Origin of the sequence: Streptomyces sp. NBC_01283, assembly GCF_041435335.1 — a bacterium.
GTDB lineage: Bacteria > Actinomycetota > Actinomycetes > Streptomycetales > Streptomycetaceae > Streptomyces.
Genome location: NZ_CP108430.1, coordinates 1,800,740 through 1,821,349, shown reverse-complemented (window position 1 = coordinate 1,821,349; position 20,610 = coordinate 1,800,740). Strand labels below are relative to the sequence as shown.

The 20,610-nt window shown below is 70.6% G+C and carries 18 protein-coding genes; 10 read left to right on the top strand and 8 right to left on the bottom strand.

Annotated features, from left to right (window positions below; translation table 11 throughout):
• Position 1: 1 nt before the first annotated feature.
• The 4 genes from OG302_RS08360 to OG302_RS08345 all read right to left on the bottom strand — a co-directional run bounded on the left by OG302_RS08360 (position 2) and on the right by OG302_RS08345 (position 5,942).
• Complete coding sequence (locus tag OG302_RS08360) at positions 2-973, bottom strand: acyl-ACP desaturase (protein WP_371526170.1); 972 nt, start codon at positions 971-973, stop codon at positions 2-4.
• Between the two features lie 182 nt (positions 974-1,155).
• Positions 1,156-1,932, bottom strand: coding sequence for a dimethylargininase (gene ddaH, locus OG302_RS08355; RefSeq protein WP_371526169.1), 777 nt, complete (start codon positions 1,930-1,932; stop codon positions 1,156-1,158).
• A 76-nt stretch (positions 1,933-2,008) separates the two neighbouring features.
• Entirely contained in the window at positions 2,009-4,300 is a 2,292-nt protein-coding gene (locus OG302_RS08350; protein ID WP_371526168.1) for an ATP-binding cassette domain-containing protein, read from the bottom strand.
• Positions 4,301-4,310: 10 nt separating this feature from the next.
• The gene (locus OG302_RS08345) at positions 4,311-5,942 is read right to left on the bottom strand and encodes an ABC-F family ATP-binding cassette domain-containing protein (RefSeq protein ID WP_371526167.1); all 1,632 of its coding nucleotides are present in this window, start codon (positions 5,940-5,942) and stop codon (positions 4,311-4,313) included.
• A gap of 309 nt (positions 5,943-6,251) precedes the next feature.
• On the opposite strand from OG302_RS08345, the gene OG302_RS08340 reads away from it, so the two are divergent.
• The gene (locus OG302_RS08340) at positions 6,252-6,941 is read left to right on the top strand and encodes a GPP34 family phosphoprotein (RefSeq protein ID WP_371526166.1); all 690 of its coding nucleotides are present in this window, start codon (positions 6,252-6,254) and stop codon (positions 6,939-6,941) included.
• A gap of 18 nt (positions 6,942-6,959) precedes the next feature.
• On the opposite strand, the gene OG302_RS08335 is transcribed toward OG302_RS08340, so the two are convergent.
• The gene (locus OG302_RS08335) at positions 6,960-7,376 is read right to left on the bottom strand and encodes an SsgA family sporulation/cell division regulator (protein WP_371526165.1); all 417 of its coding nucleotides are present in this window, start codon (positions 7,374-7,376) and stop codon (positions 6,960-6,962) included.
• 171 nt (positions 7,377-7,547) lie between these two features.
• Between OG302_RS08335 and OG302_RS08330 the strand changes: the two genes are divergently transcribed.
• The gene (locus OG302_RS08330; RefSeq protein ID WP_371526164.1) at positions 7,548-8,672 is read left to right on the top strand and encodes a WD40/YVTN/BNR-like repeat-containing protein; all 1,125 of its coding nucleotides are present in this window, start codon (positions 7,548-7,550) and stop codon (positions 8,670-8,672) included.
• Here OG302_RS08330 and OG302_RS08325 read toward each other — a convergent pair.
• The gene (locus tag OG302_RS08325) at positions 8,669-8,965 is read right to left on the bottom strand and encodes a YciI family protein (protein ID WP_160508652.1); all 297 of its coding nucleotides are present in this window, start codon (positions 8,963-8,965) and stop codon (positions 8,669-8,671) included. The two genes, OG302_RS08330 and OG302_RS08325, sit on opposite strands and share 4 nt — an antisense overlap.
• 227 nt (positions 8,966-9,192) lie before the next feature.
• Here OG302_RS08325 and OG302_RS08320 point away from each other — a divergent pair, with 227 nt between their 5' ends.
• Both OG302_RS08320 and OG302_RS08315 read left to right on the top strand, forming a co-directional pair.
• Positions 9,193-9,798 carry a hypothetical protein gene (locus OG302_RS08320; protein WP_371526163.1) on the top strand — a complete coding sequence of 202 codons (606 nt, stop codon included), beginning with the start codon at positions 9,193-9,195 and terminating at the stop codon, positions 9,796-9,798.
• Between the two features lie 81 nt (positions 9,799-9,879).
• A complete protein-coding gene (locus tag OG302_RS08315) occupies positions 9,880-10,605 on the top strand; it encodes an endonuclease V (protein WP_371526162.1) in 726 nt (241 codons plus the stop codon).
• Here the strand turns inward: OG302_RS08315 and OG302_RS08310 are convergent.
• On the bottom strand, positions 10,577-11,788 hold the full coding sequence (locus OG302_RS08310) for a trans-acting enoyl reductase family protein (RefSeq protein WP_371526161.1): 1,212 nt from the start codon (positions 11,786-11,788) through the stop codon (positions 10,577-10,579). The two genes, OG302_RS08315 and OG302_RS08310, sit on opposite strands and share 29 nt — an antisense overlap.
• A gap of 231 nt (positions 11,789-12,019) precedes the next feature.
• Here OG302_RS08310 and OG302_RS08305 point away from each other — a divergent pair, with 231 nt between their 5' ends.
• The 6 genes from OG302_RS08305 (at position 12,020) to OG302_RS08280 (ending at position 19,839) form a co-directional block, all read left to right on the top strand.
• On the top strand, positions 12,020-13,168 hold the full coding sequence (locus tag OG302_RS08305) for a CaiB/BaiF CoA transferase family protein (RefSeq protein WP_371526160.1): 1,149 nt from the start codon (positions 12,020-12,022) through the stop codon (positions 13,166-13,168).
• A complete protein-coding gene (locus OG302_RS08300) occupies positions 13,168-14,193 on the top strand; it encodes an LLM class F420-dependent oxidoreductase (protein WP_371526159.1) in 1,026 nt (341 codons plus the stop codon). Before OG302_RS08305 ends, OG302_RS08300 begins: the two co-directional genes overlap by 1 nt.
• Before the next feature lie 10 nt (positions 14,194-14,203).
• Complete coding sequence (locus OG302_RS08295; protein ID WP_361829901.1) at positions 14,204-15,346, top strand: acyl-CoA dehydrogenase family protein; 1,143 nt, start codon at positions 14,204-14,206, stop codon at positions 15,344-15,346.
• A gap of 47 nt (positions 15,347-15,393) precedes the next feature.
• Complete coding sequence (locus OG302_RS08290; RefSeq protein WP_371526158.1) at positions 15,394-16,614, top strand: acetyl-CoA C-acetyltransferase; 1,221 nt, start codon at positions 15,394-15,396, stop codon at positions 16,612-16,614.
• Positions 16,615-16,831: 217 nt separating this feature from the next.
• Positions 16,832-19,003, top strand: coding sequence for a 3-hydroxyacyl-CoA dehydrogenase NAD-binding domain-containing protein (locus tag OG302_RS08285; RefSeq protein ID WP_371526157.1), 2,172 nt, complete (start codon positions 16,832-16,834; stop codon positions 19,001-19,003).
• 140 nt (positions 19,004-19,143) lie between these two features.
• Positions 19,144-19,839, top strand: a complete 696-nt coding sequence (locus OG302_RS08280) for a hypothetical protein (RefSeq protein WP_371526155.1) — start codon at positions 19,144-19,146, stop codon at positions 19,837-19,839.
• A 31-nt stretch (positions 19,840-19,870) separates the two neighbouring features.
• Here OG302_RS08280 and OG302_RS08275 read toward each other — a convergent pair whose 3' ends face one another.
• Entirely contained in the window at positions 19,871-20,605 is a 735-nt protein-coding gene (locus tag OG302_RS08275; protein WP_371750055.1) for a MerR family transcriptional regulator, read from the bottom strand.
• Positions 20,606-20,610: the final 5 nt, after the last annotated feature.

The window sequence follows — 20,610 nt, the reverse complement described above, 5'->3', positions numbered from 1 at the left end:
GCTACTTCCCCCGAGCCGCCATCCGCGCCTTGCGGGCGGCAAGCTTCTCGTCGAACTTGCTGGCCTCGCTGTCGAGCCCGTTCATGTACAGGCCGAGCTCCTCCTGCGCCTTGAGACCGTCGGGGCCGAGCCCGTCGATGTCCAGGACCTTCAGGTAGCGAAGGACGGGCTGGATCACGTCGTCGTGGTGGATGCGCATGTTGTAGATCTCGCCGATCGCCATCTGCGCGGCGGCCCGCTCGAAGCCGGGCATGCCGTGACCGGGCATCCGGAAGTCGACCACGACGTCACGCACGGACTGCATCGTCAGATCCGGGGCGAGCTCGAAGGCCGCGCCCAGGAGGTTGCGGTAGAAGACCATGTGCAGGTTCTCGTCGGTGGCGATGCGCGCCAGCATCCGGTCGCAGACCGGGTCGCCCGACTGGTGGCCGGTGTTGCGGTGCGAGACGCGGGTCGCGAGCTCCTGGAAGGCCACGTACGCGACCGAGTGCAGCATCGAGTGCCGGTTGTCGGACTCGAAGCCCTCGGCCATGTGCGCCATGCGGAACTGCTCGAGCTTGTCCGGGTCCACGGCACGCGAGGCCAAGAGGTAGTCGCGCATCACGATGCCGTGGCGGCCCTCCTCGGCGGTCCAGCGGTGCACCCAGGTGCCCCAGGCGCCGTCGCGGCCGAAGAGGGAGGCGATCTCGTGGTGGTAGCTGGGGAGGTTGTCCTCGGTCAGCAGGTTGACGACAAGGGCGATCTTGCCGATGTCGGTCACCTTGGACTGCTCGGGCTCCCAGGCCTGGCCGTCCTCGAAGTAGCCGGGGAAGTTCCGGGCGTCGGAGAACGGCACGTACTCGTGCGGCATCCAGTCCTTCGCCACCTTCAGGTGGCGGTTGAGCTCCTTCTCGACCACTTCTTCCAGGGCGAACAGCAACCGGGCATCGGTCCAGTCGTCCGTGCTGCCGAGATGAGGAGAGGTGATCGTCACGGGGGCTCCAGGGGGACGGGAGTTTTTTTGCGGATTACGTGCGTAGGGGTTACGCGGAAGCACGAGCGGGTGCTACCTACCTACGGTGTCGTAGGTTACGTTGCCGTAGGTTAAGCCCTCCGTAAAGTGGCTGAGTCGGCGGGCCCCAGAGGCCTCTCGCGTCCCACCCGCCCCAGGACTGGTCAGGCGTACAGCTCCCTGAGTCGCACTGAGAGGCATGTCACACAGCCCTCAAGCTTCTCGAACTCGCTGATATCCACCACGACCGGATCGAAACCGAGGTCCGCGAGCAGCTCGGCACTCTTCGGGGCGCTCGCCGCGAGCAGCAGTTTCGAGCCACCGAGCAGCACCACGTGGGCCCCGGACTCCTCGGGCACGGGCAGGAAGCGCGGGAAGAGCGAGGGGGAGTCCACGAGCGGCGGGTGGCCGATGACCGTGCCGTCCGGCAGCGCCGTCACCGCCGACTTCAGATGCAGCACCTTGCTGACGGGGACGGCCACGACCCGCGCCCCCAGCGGTTCGAAGACGGCCCGCAGCTGCCGGACGCCGTGGGCGTTCGTACGCCCGCCGCGGCCCACGTAGATCGTGTCGCCGACCTTGAGGATGTCTCCGCCGTCCAGCGTGCCCGGCTCCCACACCCAGTTCACGGAGGCGCCGAGCCGGGCCACGGCCTCCTCCACGGCGGCCGTCTCCGGCCGCCGCGACTCGGCGCCCGGCCGGGCGATCAGCGCGACGTTGCGGAAGACGACGACCGTGTCCTCGACGAAGACCGAGTCCGGGCAGTCGTCGGCGGGCTCCACCTCGACCGTCTCCCAGCCGTGCGCCCGCAGCGCTCCGGCGTATGCCACCCACTGATCGAAAGCGAGGGCCGTGTCGACCGGGGTCCGCTCGACGTGTGTGACCAGGCCTTCTGCGAGACGCGGTCCTGGCCGGCGGATCAGCGCTTTCGTGCTGGGCACGGGATGTTCTCCGTAGGGGTGGAACGGCGGGGGCGCTCCCCGCCCGGCGCGCGCCGGGCCGGGGTGCTGTCGCACATCATGCAGCGTGGGAGGGGTCCAGGCCCAGGTCTCGTCGCAGATGATCGGCGGTGAACGAGCCGTCCGCGTCGATCAGCTGTGCCGGCGTGCCCTCGAAGACGACCTGCCCGCCGTGCTTGCCGCCGTCGGGCCCGAGGTCGATCACCCAGTCCGCGTGCTTGACGACCTGCAGGTTGTGCTCGACGACCAGCACGGTGTTCCCGGCGTCGACGAGCCGGTCCAGGAGGCCGAGCAGCCCGTCCACGTCGGCCATGTGCAGGCCGGTCGTCGGCTCGTCCAGGACGTATGTGGTGCCGGTGCGGTGCAGCTGGGTGGCGAGCTTGATGCGCTGCCGCTCGCCACCCGAGAGGGTGCTCAGGGGCTGCCCGAGCGTCAGGTAGGTGAGCCCCACGTCGTGCAGGGCCCGCAGCCGGCGGCGCATCGCCGTGTCGTCGACCGCGGCGAAGAAGCCGAGGGCGCGCTCGGCCGTCATGTCGAGCACATCGGCGATGGAGCTGCCGCCGACGGTCAGCCGGAGCACCTCGTCCTTGAAGCGGCGCCCCTCGCACGCCTCGCAGGTGGTCGTCACCGGATCCATGAAGGCGAGGTCGCTGTAGATGATCCCGCGGCCCTGGCAGCTCTCGCACGCGCCACCGGAGTTGAAGCTGAAGAGCCCCGCCTCCCGGCCGGTCTCCCGCGCGAAGAGCTTGCGCAGCGAGTCCATGATCCCGAGGTACGTCGCCGGGGTGGAGCGGCCCGAGATGCCGATGCCCGACTGGTCCACGACCACGGCGTCCGGGTGCTCGGCGACGAACGCCCGCGACACCAGCGTGCTCTTGCCCGAGCCCGCGACGCCCGTCACCGCCGTGAGCACCCCAGTCGGCACGCGCACGCTGACGTCCTTGAGGTTGTGCAGGGCGGCGCCCTTGACCCACCGCCCGCCGATGGCCTCGCGCGGGTTCTCCTTGATGCCCGTCGAGCGCCGCAGGTGCCGGCCCGTGAGCGTGTCGGCGTGCCGCAGCTCGTCCGGCGTCCCCTCGAAGACGACCAGGCCGCCGCCCGTGCCCGCCGCCGGGCCCATGTCGACGACGTGGTCGGCGACGGCGATCACGTCCGGGTCGTGCTCGACGACCAGGACGGTGTTCCCCTTGTCGCGCAGGCGCAGCAGCAGGTCGTTGAGCCGCCCCACGTCACGCGGGTGCAGGCCGACGCTCGGCTCGTCGAAGATGTACGTCATGCCGGTCAGGCTGGAGCCGAGGTGCCGCACCGTCTTCAGGCGCTGCCCCTCGCCGCCGGACAGCGTGGACGTCTCGCGGCCCAGGCTGAGGTAGCCGAGGCCGATCGCCTCGATCCGTTCGAGCGCCGCCACGGCCGCCGCCGCGATCGGGCCCGCCACCGGGTCGTCGATCCGCTCCAGGGCGGCGATGAGGTCGGTGACCTCCATCCGCGAGGCCTCGGCGATGTTCATGCCGCCGATGCGGGTGGCGAGCGCCGCCGCGTTGAGCCGCGCCCCGTCGCAGAGGTCGCACGCGCCCTCGACGAGGAAGCGCTGCACGAGGTCGCGGGTCTTCTGGGAGAGCGACGACAGATCGCGGTTGAGGTAGAGCCGTTCGAAGCGGTCGGCGAGCCCTTCGTAGTCGATGTCCCGCGCGCCGCCGGTGTTGTCGACGCTGACCTTGCCGCCGTGCTTGCCGCCGCGCAGGAGGAACTCCCGCTCCCGCGCGTCGAATTGGCCCACCGGCTTGTGCGTGTCCAGGTCGGTGGTGTGGGTGTAGGTCTGGCCCTGCCAGGTCCCCGCGGCGAACGGCGGGAAGAGGATCGCGCCGTCCGCCAGGGACTTGGCGGGGTCCAGGATGCGGTCGTAGTCGGGCCGGACGGTCCTGCCCAGGCCGTGGCACCGGGGACACATGCCCGCCGGGTCGTTGAACGAGTACGCGGTGGCCGGGCCGGCACTCGGTGTGCCGTGCCGCGAGAACAGCACGCGCATCACCGCGTAGATGTCCGTCATCGTGCCCACCGTGGACCGGGAGTGACCGCCGACCGGCCGCTGGTCGACGACGATCGCGGGCGAGAGATCCTCGATGGTCTCCGCGTGCGGCCGCTCGTACTTCGGCAGCCGGTTGCGGACGAACCACGTGAAGGTCTCGTTCAGCTGACGCTGCGACTCGACCGCGATCGTGTCGAACACGACCGATGACTTCCCCGACCCCGATACGCCGGTGAAGACCGTGAGCCGGTCCTTCGGGATGCGCAGGCTCACCTCCTTGAGGTTGTTCTCACGGGCTCCTGTGATGGTGATGTACTGGTGCATACAGGCGAAGCTAGTCAAAATACCCGACAGCTTCTGTCGTGATTTCTTTCATTTCTCCGTCGAGAAGCAGCCAGCGCGTGATGCCGATCGACTCCAGGAACGCCACGTCGTGACTGGCCACGATCAGCGCTCCCTCGTACGACTCCAGGGCCGTGGCCAGCTGCTTCGCGCTCGCCATGTCGAGGTTGTTCGTCGGCTCGTCGAGCATCAGGAGCTGCGGCGCCGGTTCCGCGAGCAGCAGGGCGGCCAGTGCCGCCCGGAACCGCTCGCCGCCCGACAGGGTCGCCGCCCGCTGGTCGGCCCGTGCCCCCTTGAACAGGAAGCGGGCCAGGCGGGCCCGGATCCGGTTGTTGGTGGCGCCGGGGGCGTAGCGTGCCACGTTCTCGGCCACGGTGAGCTCCTCGTCGAGCACGTCGAGCCGCTGCGGCAGGAAGCGCAGCGGGACGTGCGCCAGTGCCTCTCCTTCCACGGCCGCCAGCTCTCCGGCGATGGTCCGCAGCAGCGTGGTCTTGCCCGCGCCGTTGCGGCCTACCAGCGCGACCCGCTCGGGTCCGCGCAGCTCGAACTCGCCCTGTACGCGCGCTCCGTAACGCAGGGACAGATTGCTCAGCGTGAGGACCGTGCGGCCCGGCGGGACCGCGGTGTGCGGCAGGTCGACGCGGATCTCGTCGTCGTCCCGCACCGCCTCGACGGCATCGTCCAGGCGCTCCTTGGCCTCGCTGAGTTTCTCCTCGTGCATGATGCGGTGCTTGCCCGCGGACACCTGGGCCTGGCGCTTGCGCTCGCCCATGACGACCTTCGGCTCGCGCTTGGTGTCCCACATCTTCTGGCCGTACCGCTTTCGGCGGGCCAACTTCACCTGGGCATCGGCCAGTTCACGCTTCTGCTTCTTCAGGTCGGACTCGGCGACGCGCACCATGCGCTCCGCCGCGTCCTGCTCGGCGGCGAGGGCCTCCTCGTACGCGGAGAAGTTTCCTCCGTACCACTTGAGCTCCCCGTCCCGCAGGTCGGCGATCTGGTCGACCAGATCGAGGAGTTCACGGTCGTGGCTGACCACGACCAGGACCCCGGACCATCCGTCGACGGCCGCGTACAGGCGCCGACGGGCGTACAGGTCGAGGTTGTTGGTGGGTTCGTCGAGCAGGAGCACGTCGGGCCGGCGCAGCAGCAGCGCGGCGAGGCGCAGCAGCACGGACTCGCCGCCCGACACCTCGCCGGTGGTGCGGTCCAGGCCGATGTGGCCGAGGCCGAGCTGGTCGAGGGTCGCGACGGCGCGCTCCTCCACGTCCCAGTCGTCACCGACCGCGGTGAAGTGCTCCTCGGCCACGTCACCCGCCTCAATGGCGTGCAGGGCGGCGCGAGTTGCCGCGATGCCGAGCACCTCGTCGACGCGCAGACCGGTGTCGAGGGTGATGTTCTGCGGCAGGTACCCGATCTCGCCCGCGACGCGGACGGCGCCCTCGTTCGGTGTGAGCTCACCGGCCAGAAGCTTCAACAGGGTTGATTTTCCTGACCCGTTGACACCGATGAGGCCGGTCCTGCCGGTCCCGAAGGCCGCCTGGAAACCGTCGAAGACGCCGGTCCCGTCCGGCCAGGTGAAGTCGAGCGACGTGCAGGTGATGGAAGTGGGGGAAGTAGACATGTGGTCCTCGCGGTTGCGTGAGATGAAGCGCGGTCAGGGGCAACGCGTTTCGGGACACCGCGGGGCGCGACGGCAGGACGGGAGCGACGTCGTCAGGGGGTTAGGGCAGAAAAAAGGGCCCTGCGCCGGGGGACGGCTCGAACGCCGAGGTCGCACGCTACGCACACGGCCGAGCCGTGTGACGCGGTGACACCAGACCTCAGACGAGCAACGTCCTACTCCTATCGGCGACAACAGAACCGTTCTACACCGTAGGGTGCGCCCTGACCGGTGTCAACGTTTTATCGTGACCGCGAACAAGGAGGCCCCATGCCCTACGGCTCGCTCTCCCTGCCGACCCGGATCTTCCTGCTCGCCTGGGACACCGGCAAGAACCGGATCACCGGCGCCCCCGACCTGCACTACGCGGTCCGGGCCTGCGCGCTCGCGGAGCTGGCCCAGCGCGGACTCGTCTCGGACGTGGACGGCATCGTCACTCCGGTCTTCGGGGCGCGCACCGGAGACCCGGGGCTCGACGGCGTCATCGAACTCATCGAGGAGTCGAGGCCCCGCAAGTGGCGCGGCTGGATCACCCACAAGTCCCGCCACACGATGGACGCGGTACGCGATCAGCTCGCGTCCGAGGGATATCTGCGCACGGAACGCACCCGGGTCCTGGGGATCTTCCCCTCCCGGCGCTACGAGCTGGAGCGCGCCGGATACGTCGAGGTCCTGCACGCCGAGACGCTCGCGGTCCTGCGCGGTCCGGTGCCGGTCTCCGAGGTTCCCGCGGGCGACGCCGCCCTGGTGGTGTGCGCGGCGACGGGCAAGCTGCGCGGCGTCATCTCGGGCAAGGACCGCAGGCAGTACAAGGAGCGGCTCGAAGCGCTCACCGACCGCAGCGGGGCACCGGGCCCCGAGCTCCCCGGGCTGATGCGGACGCTGCGCAAGGCGCTGGCGTCGGCGGTGTCGTCCGCGGAGGACGCCAGGTCGGGCGGCGGGGGCGGCGGGGGTGGCTGAGCCGCTCGCCGAAGCGGATCAGCAGGCGTCCCGCATCAGGTCGGCGAGGTCCTGGTCCAGGTCGAGGTGGAGATGCTCGTCGCCCGTGGGCACCAGCACCTGGGAGCGGTGCAGGAAGCGGCGCAGCTCGCCGGTGCGGATGTGCACGATCGCCGTGCCCTCGGGGGCGTGGAACTCCACGACGGTGCGCTCGAAGCCGTAGGGCCGGACGCGGACGTCGCCGTCGCCCACCGCCTGCTCCATGCCCTGGACGAGCAGCTCGCGGGCGAAGGTCCAGTAGACCTCGATGCCCTCTAGGGTCGCCGGGGCGGGGAAGCTCATCCGGACGGCGAACGGATCGCCCCGGTCGTAGTGCAGCGTCGCGGGAATGGTCGACATCCGCGGTGCGGCGGCGACGAGGCGGGCCTCTACGGCTTGCTCGATGCTGGTGGACAACGCCTGCTCCCTCACTGACAGCTGGACGACTCGGGTCGGCACTTGGATAGACGTCGGAATGACGGAATCCGTGCACGCGGACACGGAGTGACCTCGGTCACCGCATGCTCTTCACCGTCTTCACAGAAACCCCGGAAGGAATCCCGCGTTCCGGTGGTAACTTCGCCCGCCATGAAGTCCTTGGGGAAGACGAGGTGGGCGCGGTCCGTGGGACGCGCGGTGTCGGTGGGACTGTGCGGGGCGGCTCTCGCCGCGACGGCGCTGGCCGCGCCGGGGTCCGCCCGGGCGGCGTCCGGGGAGCCGCCGCCCCAGCGGGGCGGGGGCGGGGGCTGGGACCTCAAGGAGAGCGGCACCGACGCGCGCTTCCGCGGTCTCGCCGCCGTCAGCCGGAACACCGCCTGGGTGGCCGGCGCGAAAGGCACCGTGCTGCGCACGTCGGACGGCGGCGGAAACTGGCGGAACGTATCGCCGCCCGGAGCCGGGGAGCTGGAGTTCCGGGACATCGAGGCCTTCGACGGCCGCCGCGCCGTGGTCCTCGCCATCGGTGAGGGCGAGGCGTCGCGGGTCTTTCGCACGTCGGACGGCGGAGCGACCTGGACGGAGTCCTTCCGCAACACCGACCCGAAGGCCTTCTACGACTGCATGACGTTCTTCGACCGGCACCACGGCCTGGCCATGAGCGACCCGGTGGACGGCAAGTACCGCATTCTGTCCACCGCCGACGGCGGCCGCTCCTGGAAGGTCCTGCCCAGCAAGGGCATGCCCGCCGCCCAGGAGGGGGAGTCGGGCTTCGCGGCGAGCGGCCAGTGCCTGGTGAGCTCCGGTTCCCGCGACGTGTGGCTGGCCACCGGGGGAGCGGCGCGCGCGCGTGTGCTGCACTCCGCCGACCGCGGGCACACCTGGAAGGCCACGGACGCGCCGATCCCGGCGGGCGACCCGGCGCGCGGTGTCTTCGGCCTCGCCTTCCGCGACCGTACGCACGGCATCGCGGTCGGCGGCGACTACCGCGCCGGCCAGCCGTCCCCGAAGGCCGCGGCCACCACCCGCGACGGCGGCCGCAGCTGGACCACGGCCGCCGAGCCGCCGCCCGCCTACCGCTCCGGGGTGGCCTGGCTGCCCGGCAGCCGCCGCGGCGCGCTCGCGGTCGGGCCCACCGGCACGGACGTCACGTCCGACGGCGGGCGCAGCTGGCGGACGGTCGACCAGGGGTCGTACGACACCGTCGACTGCACTTGGGACCGGGCCTGCTGGGCGTCCGGCGAGAAGGGCCGGATCGCACGCTGGGAGCGGGACTAGGGAAGCTGCTGCCGGTAGGGGGCGAGTGCCGGGGCCGTCTTCGTGGCGATGAACTCGGTGATGCGGTACTCGCACACCTCCGCGAGCACGAAGGGGTCGCTCGCCGCGATCTTCTCGATCGCCGCACGGTCGTCGGCCACGGCCAGGATCACACCGCCGTCGCGCGGGTTCTTGCGCCCGGAGGCGATGAAGACGCCCTGCGCGTACAGCTGGTCGAGCCAGGCGACATGGGCCTCCAGCTCCTTGTCGACGGCGGACACGGGCGCGGTGTAGGTCAACTCGAGAACGAACATGATCGCGAGGCTACCGGGCGGGCCGCCATGTGCGGTCCCGGCCCGGGGTGTTCGCTTCGTCCCGTATCCGTAGCAAGTGTGAATACTCCTCGTGCCCACGGTGTGCTGCACGGTGTGAAACCGCTTCGCATCCTTGCGTAGTCGCCCCCTATGCTGACCGCTCAACCAGCCGCGCCACGGGGTGACTTAGTGCTGCGCGGTCGGCCCTTTTCTGCCAGGAGTTCACTTTGCTGTACAGGAAGACCGCTTTGCGCATTGCCGCGCCCGTGGCCGTGCTCGCCCTCGCGCTGACCGCCTGCGGTGGTGGCGACGACAAGAAGGACTCCGCGGACAAGCCGAAGGCCGGGGCGAACGAGCCCAAGGCCAAGCCGTCCCCCGAGTCCGGCGGCGAGCTCGGCACCGGTGAGAGCGCCACCGGCAAGGTGAAGGAGGGCAACGCCCCCGTCACCTACGAGATCACCGCGCAGAAGGTCGACCTGGGCACGGAGGCCGACACCAAGAAGATGGTGGCGGACCCCAAGGACGCCAAGGGCCTGATCCCGGCCATCGCCCACGTGAAGTACACGCACAAGTCCGGCGCGGCCCTCACGGAGACCCCCGACGCCAACGACTCCACCACGGTCTGGGCGGGCGGCCGGCGCGGAACGCTGGTCATCGGCGCCGCCGAGGACGCGCCCGGCTGTGATGACTCGTCGTCCATCGAGGGCTGGAAGCAGGGCGAGAGCCACGTCCTGTGCGAGACCTACCTGGTCCCCAAGGACGCGAAGGACCTGGAGATCCACTGGTCCGAGGAGGACGGCGAGCCGTTCATCTGGAAGTTCGCGGCCGGCTGAGGCGCCTCGACCGCCGGACAGGCTGCACATCCAGCCCGTCCGGCGGTCGAAGGGTGGGGGCCGCCTAGGCTTGCCCGCACGATGACAACGCACACGGTCACCTCCGAAACCCCCGCCGACTGGCCCACCGACGAACCGGCCGCCCGCGCGGTCCAGGACGGACTCCGCGCCCGGGTCGTGCTCGACGAGACGGGCCCCGAGCCCGGCACGGGACATGTCACGGGCGTCGACGTCGCCTACGACGACGAGCGCGACATGGTCGCCGCCGCGGTCGTCGTCCTGGACGCCGCGACGCTCGACGTCGTCGAGGAGGCCACCGCGGTGGGCCGCGTGGCCTTCCCGTACGTGCCGGGGCTGCTCGCCTTCCGCGAGATCCCGACCGTCCTCGCCGCTCTCGGGGAGCTCGACGCCGCACCGGGCCTCGTCGTCTGCGACGGCTACGGCATCGCGCACCCCCGCAGGTTCGGCCTCGCGAGCCATCTCGGCGTGCTCACAGGGCTGCCCACGATCGGGGTCGCCAAGAACCCCTTCACGTTCACGTACGACGCTCCGGACGCGCCGCGGGGCAGCGCGGCCCCGCTCCTGGACGGAGACGAGGAACTCGGCCGCGCCCTGCGCACCCGCGAGGGCGTCAAGCCGGTCTTCGTCTCCGTCGGCCATCGCATGAGCCTGGACAACGCCTGCGCCCACACGCTGCACCTGGCGCCCGACTACCGCCTCCCGGAATCGACGAGGCGGGCGGACGCCCTGTGCCGCGCGGCCCTGCGCGAGGCGACCGCTACCGCGACGCCGCCACCCGGAACCTGATCCCCGCCGCCGTCAGCCGTGCCGTCAGCGCGTCGCCCATCGCCACGGCGGTGGTCAGCTGCCCCGCCACGTCCGGCAGATCGTCGTCGACGGCCAGGCACAGCGCCGCCTCGCCCAGCATCTTCGCCGTCTCGTCGTACCCCGGATCGCCGCCCGAGACCTCCGTGAACACCCGCTTGCCGCCGCCCTCGCCGACGAACCGCACGGAGAACCAGCTGTCCGCGCGCCGCTGCTCGCTCGGCCCCTCGCCCGGCTTCAGGCGCGACGACAACCAGCGCCGCGCGGGCGGAAGTTGGGCCGCGGCCACCAGGCCGCTGACGGCCGCCGCGCCGCCCACCGCGAACGGCAGGGTCTTCACGGCCGCGTAGTGCCGGTAGCGGAAGTCGGGCCCGTAGCGCTCCAGGGCCCGCGCCGAGCGCTGCACCACCTGGGGGTCGATCGTCGGCAGGGGGAGGGCCCAGGCGCCGACCTCGCCCGCGTACCGGGGAGCGCTCGGCGGGGCGTACGCCTTGCGGCCGACCACGCGCGGCTCGTACCGGCGCCGGTCGCGCGCGGCGGCCAGCATCTGCGGACCGCGCGCGAACTGCTCCAGGGCCGAGGCGAAGGTACCCCCGGAGAACGTCGCGTTGCTGCGCACGAACCCGTCGACCCGCAGCGGCACACCCTCCGGAAGCTGGCGCACGGTGAAGTACGCGCCCAGGTCGTGCGGGACCGAGTCGAAGCCGCAGGAGTGCACGAGGCGCGCGCCGGTCTCCCGGGCGCGGGCGTCGTGCCGCACGTACATGAGGTCGACGAACTCCGGCTCACCGGTGAGGTCCACGTAGTCCGTGCCCGACTCGGCGCACGCGGCGACGAGTTCCTGGCCGTACTGGAGATAGGGCCCGACGGTCGTGGCCACCACGCGCGCGTGGCCCGCCATCTCCCGCAGGGTCGCCGGGTCCGCCACGTCCGCGCGGACGAGGGGGAGCTCCGCGCAGGCCGGGTGGGCTTCGGAGAGCTTGTCCCGCAGCCGCTCCAGCTTCCCGGTGTCACGCCCCGCGATCGCCCAGCGCAGCCCCTCGGGGGCATTCGCCGCGAGGTACTCCGCGGTGAGGACACCCACGAAACCGGTGGCCCCGAAGAGCACGATGTCGTACGTGCGGTCCGCCGCACGCTCCTTGCCGTTGCCGTGCTGACTGGTCATGGCACCTCTCTGCCGTGCGCCCCGTGCCGATGTCGGTGGCCGAGGCTAGCGTGCGGAACCGGCGGGGTTACCAGGCGGTACCCCTGGACATTCCGCCGTCGAGGGACTCGGCGCCCCGGGTTCTCTCCCCACTTTTGTCTAAGCGCTTGCTTGCTAGGGTCTTGTGCGGAGTGGAACACGTTCTTAGCATCACTGGTGTTACATCAGTTGTGTCATAGCGCTGGGGGCTCAATGGCAGTGCCGGACAAGGGCGTTCACGGACCGCTCGCGGGAGTGCGCGTGGTCGAGCTGGCGGGCATCGGCCCCGGCCCGTTCGCGGCCATGCTGCTGGCCGACATGGGCGCCGACGTCGTACGCGTCGACCGACCGGGCGGCGGCGCCCTCGCGATCAACCCCGAGTATGACGTCACCAACCGCAACAAACGCTCCGTGATCGTCGACCTCAAGGCGCCGGACGGAGCGGACCGGGTCCTCGACCTGGTCGACCGCGCCGACGTCCTCATCGAGGGCTACCGCCCCGGCGTCGCCGAGCGCCTCGGCGTCGGCCCCGACGCCTGTCACGCCCGCAACCCCAGGCTCGTCTACGGACGGATGACCGGCTGGGGCCAGGAGGGACCGCTCGCCCAGCGCGCCGGGCACGACATCGCCTACATCGCGATCACCGGCACCCTCGGCATGATCGGCAACCCCGACGAGCCGCCCACCGTCCCCGCGAACCTCGTCGGCGACTACGCGGGCGGCTCGCTCTACCTCGTCGTCGGCATCCTGGCGGCGCTGCACCGCGCGCGCGAGCACGGCACGGGCCAGGTCGTGGACGCCGCGATCGTCGACGGCACCGCCCACCTCACGTCGATGATCCACGGCATGCTCGCGGCCGGCGGCTGGCAGGACCGGCGCGGTGCCAACCTCCTGGACGGCGGCTGCCCCTTCTACGGCAACTACGAGACCGCCGACGGCGGATACATGGCGGTCGGCGCCCTTGAGCAGCAGTTCTACGACGAGTTCAGCGCGCTGCTCGGCCTGACGGACCAGGCGCCCGCGCGCAAGGACCTCGCCCGCTGGGGCGAGCTGCGCGAGGCGGTCGCCGCCCGCTTCAAGGCCCGCACGCGTGCGGAGTGGACGGCCGTCTTCGAGGGCTCCGACGCGTGCGTCGCGCCCGTCCTCTCGCTGCGCGAGGCTCCGGACCACCCCCACCTCGCCGCCCGCGGCACCTTCGTCGACCACGGCGGCATCACGCAGCCCGCACCCGCACCCCGCTTCTCCTCGACCCCGACCCACGTCCGCAGCGGCCCCGCCCAGCCGGGCGCCGACACCGAGGCCGTGGCCCGCGACTGGGACGTACCGGCCCTTACGGGCACATCCACGAAGGAAGACAGCTGATGCAACTCTCCGCACCTCTCGCCTACGCGGGCGACCCGCGCCGGGCCGCCGACGACGTCGCGGCCCTGGAGTCCTCCGGTCTGGACGCCGTCTGGGTGGCGGAGGCGTACGGCTTCGACTCGCCCACCATCATGGGCTACCTGGCCGCGCGCACGGAGCGTATGAAGATCGGCGCCGCGATCCTCAACGTCTACTCGCGCACCCCGGCCCTCATCGCCCAGACGGCGGCCGGACTCGACGCGATCTCCGGCGGCCGGGCGATCATGGGGCTCGGCGCCTCGGGGCCGCAGGTCGTCGAGGGCTGGCACGGAAAGCCCTACGACAAGCCGCTGGCCCGCACCCGCGAGACCATCGAGCTGACCCGCCGCATCCTGCGCCGCGAGGTCATCGACCACCACGGCATCACGGACATGCCGCTGCCCAAGGAAAAGGGCGGCAAGCTGGGCAAGCCGCTGAAGATCCTCACCAAGCCGGTCCGCTCCGAAGTGCCCCTCTACGTGGCGTCCCTGGGTCCGGCCAACGTGCGCATGACCGCCGAGATCGCCGACGGCTGGCTGCCCACCCTGTTCATCCCGGAGAAGGCCCACCAGGTGTGGGGCGCTCCGCTCGCCGAGGGCAAGGAGAAGCGCGATCCGGCGCTCGGCCCGTTGCAGACGGTCGCGGGCGGACTGCTCGCCATCGGTGACGACGCGGCGGCCGTACGGGATTTGGCCCGCCCCCAAATCGCCCTCTACGTAGGCGGCATGGGAGCGGTGGGGAAGAACTTCTACAACGACCTCGCGGTCGCGTACGGCTACGAGAAGGAAGCCAAGCTCATCCAGGAGCTGTATCTCTCCGGCAAGAAGAAGGAGGCCGAGGCAGCCGTCCCGGCCGAGTTCTGCGAGCTCATGTCGCTGTGCGGCCCGGAGAGCTACGTCCGCGAGCGCGTCGAGGCCTTCCGCGAGGCGGGCGTCGACATGCTCAACGTCATTCCCGTCGGCCCCGAGCCGGCCACATTGATCGAGACCGTCAAGGGCTGGCTCTAGGAGGCCGAACGTGAAGCGACAGATCTTCTCCGCCGAACACGAGGCGTTCCGCGAGACCGTCCGCACCTTCCTGGCCAAGGAGGTGCTGCCCCACTACGAGGAGTGGGAGAAGGACGGCATCGTCAGCCGTGACGCCTGGCTCGCCGCGGGCAAGCAGGGGCTGCTCGGGCTCGCCGTGCCCGAGGAGTTCGGCGGCGGGGGGAACACCGACTTCCGCTACAGCGCCGTCCTCGCCGAGGAGTTCACCCGCGCGGGCACGGCCGGGCTCGCGCTCGGCCTGCACAACGACATCATCGGCCCCTACCTCACCTCCCTGGCCACCGACGACCAGAAGCGGCGCTGGCTGCCCGGCTTCTGCTCCGGTGAGATCATCACGGCCATCGCGATGACCGAGCCCGGCGCGGGCTCCGACCTCCAGGGCATCCGCACCACCGCCACCGACCAGGGCGACCACTGGCTGCTCAACGGCTCCAAGACGTTCATCTCGAACGGCATCCTCGCCGACCTCGTGGTCGTCGTCGCCAAGACCTCCCCGGAGGGCGGCGCCAAGGGGCTGTCCCTGCTCGTCGTCGAGCGCGGCATGGACGGCTTCGAGCGGGGCCGCAACCTCGACAAGATCGGCCAGAAGTCCCAGGACACCGCCGAACTGTTCTTCAACGACGTACGCGTCCCCAAGGAGAACCTCCTCGGCGACCTCGACGGCGCCTTCATCCACCTGATGACGAACCTCGCGCAGGAGCGCATGGGCATCGCCGTCGCGGGGATCGCCGCCGCCGAGCACCTCCTGGACATCACCACGACGTACGTCAAGGAGCGCGAGGCCTTCGGGCGCCCGCTCTCCAAGCTCCAGCACATCCGCTTCGAGATCGCCGAGATGGCCACCGAGTGCGCCGTCACCCGTTCGTTCCTCGACCGCTGCATCGTCGATCACTCGAACGGGGAACTCGACGCCGTGCACGCGTCGATGGCCAAGTGGTGGGCCACCGAGCTGCAGAAACGCGTCGCCGACCGCTGTCTGCAACTGCACGGCGGGTACGGCTACATGACCGAGTACCGCGTCGCCAAGGCCTTTACCGACGGCCGCATCCAGACGATCTACGGAGGCACGACCGAGATCATGAAGGAGATCATCGGCCGCTCCCTGCTCGCCTGAGCCTTCCCCACCCTCACCTGCAAAGTTCTTTGCGAAAGGCTGCTGTCTTGACCACCGAAGCGTACGTATACGACGCGATCCGCACCCCGCGCGGACGCGGCAAGGCCAATGGCGCCCTGCACGGCACCAAGCCGATCGACCTCGTCGTCGGCCTGATCCACGAGATCCGGGCGCGGTTCCCCGACCTGGACCCGGCGGCCGTCGACGACATCGTCCTCGGCGTCGTCGGCCCCGTCGGCGACCAGGGCTCCGACATCGCGCGGATCGCGGCCATCGCCGCCGGGCTCCCCGACACCGTCGCGGGCGTCCAGGAGAACCGCTTCTGTGCCTCGGGTCTCGAAGCGGTCAACATGGCCGCGATGAAGGTGCGCTCGGGCTGGGAGGACCTCGTCCTGGCGGGCGGCGTCGAGTCGATGTCGCGCGTCCCGATGGCCTCGGACGGCGGTGCCTGGTTCGCCGACCCGATGACCAACTACGAGACGGGCTTCGTGCCGCAGGGCATCGGCGCCGACCTGATCGCCACCGTCGAGGGCTACTCGCGGCGTGACGTCGACGAGTACGCCGCCCTGTCCCAGGAGCGCGCCGCGGCGGCCTGGAAGGACAACCGCTTCGAGAAGTCCGTCGTGCCGGTGAAGGACCGCAGCGGCCTGGTCGTCCTCGACCACGACGAGTACATGCGCCCCGGCACCACCGCCGACTCGCTCGCCAAGCTGAAGCCGTCCTTCAAGGACATCGGCGACCTCGGCGGCTTCGACGCCGTGGCGCTGCAGAAGTACCACTGGGTCGAGAAGATCGACCACGTCCACCACGCGGGCAACTCCTCCGGCATCGTGGACGGCGCCGCTCTTGTCGCCATCGGCACCAAGGAGGTCGGCGAGCGCTACGGCCTCACGCCGCGCGCCCGCATCGTCTCCGCGGCCGTCTCCGGCTCCGAGCCGACCATCATGCTGACCGGCCCCGCACCGGCCGCGCGCAAGGCGCTCGCCAAGGCGGGTCTGACCATCGACGACATCGACCTCGTCGAGATCAACGAAGCGTTCGCGGCGGTCGTCCTTCGCTTCGTCAAGGACATGGGCCTGTCCCTGGACAAGGTCAACGTCAACGGCGGCGCGATTGCGTTGGGGCATCCCCTGGGCGCGACCGGGGCGATGATCCTGGGCACGCTGGTGGACGAGCTGGAGCGGCGTGACCTGCGGTACGGGCTCGCCACGTTGTGCGTCGGCGGCGGCATGGGCATCGCCACGATCGTGGAGCGGGTCTCCGGCTGAGCGCCGTAGGGGCTGTTGCCGTCGCCGACTGCGGGTGCCTCGTGGCCGGTCGCGCAGTTCCCCGCGCCCCTGAAGGCCTGCGGCTTCGCCGCTGCCTTCCCGGGGAACTGCGCGACCAGCCCCCACCGGCGTCAAGTCGGCAACGAGACAGCACCACCCTCCCCGGACCCCGCCACCGCCAAGCGCCCACCGCATGAGACTTCACGGAGACAAGACCATGACCGAAAGCACGACCATCCGCTGGGAACAGGACGACACCGGCGTCGTCACCCTCGTACTCGACGACCCCAACCAGTCCGCGAACACCATGAACCAGGCGTTTAAGGACTCCATCGCGGCGATCGCCGAACGCGCGGAGGCCGAGAAGGACTCCATCCGCGGCATCATCTACACCTCCGCCAAGAAGACCTTCTTCGCGGGCGGTGACCTGAAGGACATGATGCAGGCAGGCCCCGAGAACGCGCAGGACGCGTTCGAGGCGGGCGTCGCCATCAAGAGCTCCCTGCGCCGCATCGAGACCCTGGGCAAGCCGGTCGTCGCCGCCATCAACGGCGCGGCCCTGGGCGGCGGTTACGAGATCGCCCTGGCCAGCCACCACCGCGTCGCGCTCGACGCGCCCGGATCCAAGATCGGCCTGCCCGAGGTCACCCTCGGCCTGCTCCCGGCGGGCGGCGGCGTGACCCGCACCGTACGCCTCATGGGCATCGCGGACGCGCTGCTCAAGGTGCTGCTCCAGGGGACCCAGTACTCCCCGAAGCGCGCCCTGGAGAACGGCCTCGTCCACGAAGTGGTGGCCGACCGCGACGAGATGCTCGCCAAGGCCCGCGCCTTCATCGACGCCAACCCCGAGTCGGCGCAGCCCTGGGACAAGCCCGGCTACCGCATCCCCGGCGGCACCCCGGCCAACCCGAAGTTCGCGGCGAACCTGCCCGCGTTCCCGGCCAACCTGAAGAAGCAGATCAATGGCGCTCCCTACCCGGCCCCGCGCAACATCCTCGCGGCGGCCGTGGAGGGCTCGCAGGTCGACTTCGAGACCGCGCTGACCATCGAGGCCCGCTACTTCACCGAGCTGGTCACCGGGCAGACCGCGAAGAACATGATCCAGGCGTTCTTCTTCGACCTCCAGGCCGTCAACTCCGGCGCCAACCGCCCCAAGGGCATCGAGGCCCGCCCGGTCCGCAAGGCCGCCGTCCTGGGCGCCGGGATGATGGGCGCGGGCATCGCCTACTCGTGCGCCCGCGCGGGCATCGAGGTCGTCCTGAAGGACGTCTCCGCCGAGGCCGCCGCCAAGGGCAAGGCCTACTCCGAGAAACTGTGTGCCAAGGCGGTGCAGCGGGGGCGTACGACCCAGGAGAAGGCCGACGCGCTCCTCGCCCGCATCACGCCGACCGCCGATCCGCAGGATCTCGCGGGCTGCGACGCCGTGATCGAGGCGGTCTTCGAGGACACCTCGCTCAAGCACAAGGTGTTCCAGGAGATCCAGGACGTCATCGAGCCGGACGCGCTGCTCTGCTCCAACACCTCGACGCTGCCGATCACCCAGCTCGCCGAGGGCGTCACGCGGCCCGTCGACTTCATCGGTCTGCACTTCTTCTCGCCCGTCGACAAGATGCCGCTCGTCGAGATCATCAAGGGCGAGCGCACCGGGGACGAGGCGCTCGCCCGCGCCTTCGACCTCGTACGCCAGATCAACAAGACGCCGATCGTCGTCAACGACTCGCGCGGCTTCTTCACCTCCCGCGTCATCGGGCACTTCATCAACGAAGGCGTCGCGATGGTCGGCGAGGGCATCGAGCCCGCGTCCATCGAGCAGGCCGCGGCCCAGGCGGGCTACCCGGCGAAGGTCCTCTCCCTGATGGACGAGCTGACCCTCACCCTGCCGCGCAAGATCCGCAACGAGACCAAGCGCGCCGTCGAGGAGGCCGGCGGCACGTGGGCCGGGCACCCCTCGGACTCCGTCATCGACCGCATGGTCGACGAGTTCGAGCGCCCCGGCAGGAGCGGGGGAGCGGGCTTCTACGACTACGTGGACGGCAAGCGCGCGGGCCTGTGGCCGGGTCTGCGCGAGCACTTCACCAAGCCGGGCACGGAGATCCCGTTCAAGGACATGCAGGAGCGCATGCTCTTCTCCGAGTCGCTCGACACCGTGCGCCTGGTGGAGGAGGGCGTCCTGACGTCCGTCGCGGACGCCAACATCGGCTCCATCTTCGGCATCGGCTTCCCCGGCTGGACGGGCGGTGTGCTCCAGTACATCAACGGCTACGAAGGCGGCCTGCCCGGCTTCGTGGCCCGCGCGCGTGAGCTGGCCGACCGCTACGGGGAGCGGTTCACGCCGCCCGCGCTGCTTGTCGAAAAGGCCGACAAGGGCGAGAAGTTCAGCGACGTCTGACCCTCTTCACCTGCGGTTCCGCCTCCTCGCGGGCGGAACCGCAGGTCTTCGCCCCCGCGTCGTATCCTCCCGTAGAGCATGATCACGACAAACGGAGGATGACCGCGGTGCGGTTCACAACTGGGGGAACGACGCGAGCAGTGGGCGTCGGAGTGCTGGTCCTCTCGCTGGCCCTGACGGGCTGCGGGGGAAAGAAGAAGAACAAGAAGCACAAGTCGCGTTCGGGGTCGTCGCACAGCCGCACCATCGGCGGCACGACCGGTGGCTCCGGCGCCAAGGGCACGGGCACCGGCTCGCTCGGCGGCGCACAGGACGCCAAGGCGATCCTGCCGCCCGCCGACACGATGCCCGCCGCTCTGCGCACCGTCAGCACGGAGTTGCACAGCCGCGCCAAGGCGCCCTCCGTGTGCAAGGACCCGGGCGGCAAGTGCAAGAACGCCGTCGCCAACGGCCGGGTCGGCTACCGCAGCAACGACAAGGCGGAGGGCGCGAGTTACGACCTCGTCGTGTACCGCAACGACAGGGCCGCCCGGCGTGCCTTCGCCGCCTGGGACAGCTACGTCCGCAACAACAAGCACGAGCTGAAGGTCGTCGACGGGCCGGAACGGGGCGCCGACAGCGTCACCTTCGGGTTCACCGGCCCGGCGCGGAAGAACACCCGGGAGATCGTCATCCTCCAGGGCAAGTTCGTCGCCACGCTGGGGCTCCGGGACAACGCCGGATCCGCGGACGCCACGCAGGACCTGGGCGTTCTCGCCGAGGTCTACGCACAGCGGCTGCGACAGGCCTCGCAGGGCGAGACGCCGACCGCCACCGCGGCCAACGCCACGGTGTAGCAGACGGTGCACCAACCGGACCGGGAGTGGCTCAGGTCTCCTTGAGCCACTCTCGCAGCTCCTCCTTGAGGGAGCGCTGGAACGCGGTCACCAGGGCCTGCACCACCATCGGCTGCATGTGGGCCGACAGGGAGCGCATCGCCGCCACGTGCTCCGGGTCCGACTCCCGGTCCCGGTAGGGCCCCCACACCTCGTCGCGGAAGAGCCGGGAGAGCTCGACCGCGGCCGAGCGGGTGTGCTCCATCAGGACCGTGCGCGCCGCCAGGATGGTCTCGTGCGCGATGGGCACGTCGAGCAGTTCCACGCCCAGGCGCAGCAGCCCCGGATCGACGCGGTACGACCCTTGGTGCTCCGTCGGCGCGACGACCCCCATCGCCGAGAGCCGGTCCAGGTCCGCCTCGTTCAGCGAACGGCCCGCCCTGCGTTCCAGCTCCGCGTGGTCGGTGTCCTCGGCCGAGTCGGGGGCCCAGGAGGCCACCACCGCACGGTGGATGGCCAGATCGTGGGCGCTCAGATCCGGCGGCAGCTGTTCCAGGTACCGCTCGATCGCGGCCAGCGTCATGCCCTGGTGCTGCAGCTCCTCGATGAGCCCGAGCCGCGACAGGTGCTCCTGGCCGTAGTGACCGACCCGGCGCGGGCCGATCACGGGTGGCGGCAGAAGACCCTTGGTGCTGTAGAAGCGGATCGTGCGGACGGTGACACCCGCGCGCGCGGCCAGCTCGTCGACCGTGAGCGTCGGCTCTTCCGTGTCCGACGTCGTCGTCATCGTCA

Coding starts and splice junctions, on each gene's coding strand:
- OG302_RS08275 (WP_371750055.1), bottom strand. CDS start 20,605: ATGACGACGACGTCGGACACGGAAGAGCCGACGCTCACGGTCGACGAG.
- OG302_RS08325 (WP_160508652.1), bottom strand. CDS start 8,965: ATGTTCGTTCTCGAGTTGACCTACACCGCGCCCGTGTCCGCCGTCGAC.
- OG302_RS08350 (WP_371526168.1), bottom strand. CDS start 4,300: ATGCACCAGTACATCACCATCACAGGAGCCCGTGAGAACAACCTCAAG.
- OG302_RS08345 (WP_371526167.1), bottom strand. CDS start 5,942: ATGTCTACTTCCCCCACTTCCATCACCTGCACGTCGCTCGACTTCACC.
- OG302_RS08305 (WP_371526160.1), top strand. CDS start 12,020: ATGGCAGTGCCGGACAAGGGCGTTCACGGACCGCTCGCGGGAGTGCGC.
- OG302_RS08330 (WP_371526164.1), top strand. CDS start 7,548: ATGAAGTCCTTGGGGAAGACGAGGTGGGCGCGGTCCGTGGGACGCGCG.
- OG302_RS08285 (WP_371526157.1), top strand. CDS start 16,832: ATGACCGAAAGCACGACCATCCGCTGGGAACAGGACGACACCGGCGTC.
- OG302_RS08310 (WP_371526161.1), bottom strand. CDS start 11,788: ATGACCAGTCAGCACGGCAACGGCAAGGAGCGTGCGGCGGACCGCACG.
- OG302_RS08340 (WP_371526166.1), top strand. CDS start 6,252: ATGCCCTACGGCTCGCTCTCCCTGCCGACCCGGATCTTCCTGCTCGCC.
- OG302_RS08315 (WP_371526162.1), top strand. CDS start 9,880: ATGACAACGCACACGGTCACCTCCGAAACCCCCGCCGACTGGCCCACC.
- OG302_RS08300 (WP_371526159.1), top strand. CDS start 13,168: ATGCAACTCTCCGCACCTCTCGCCTACGCGGGCGACCCGCGCCGGGCC.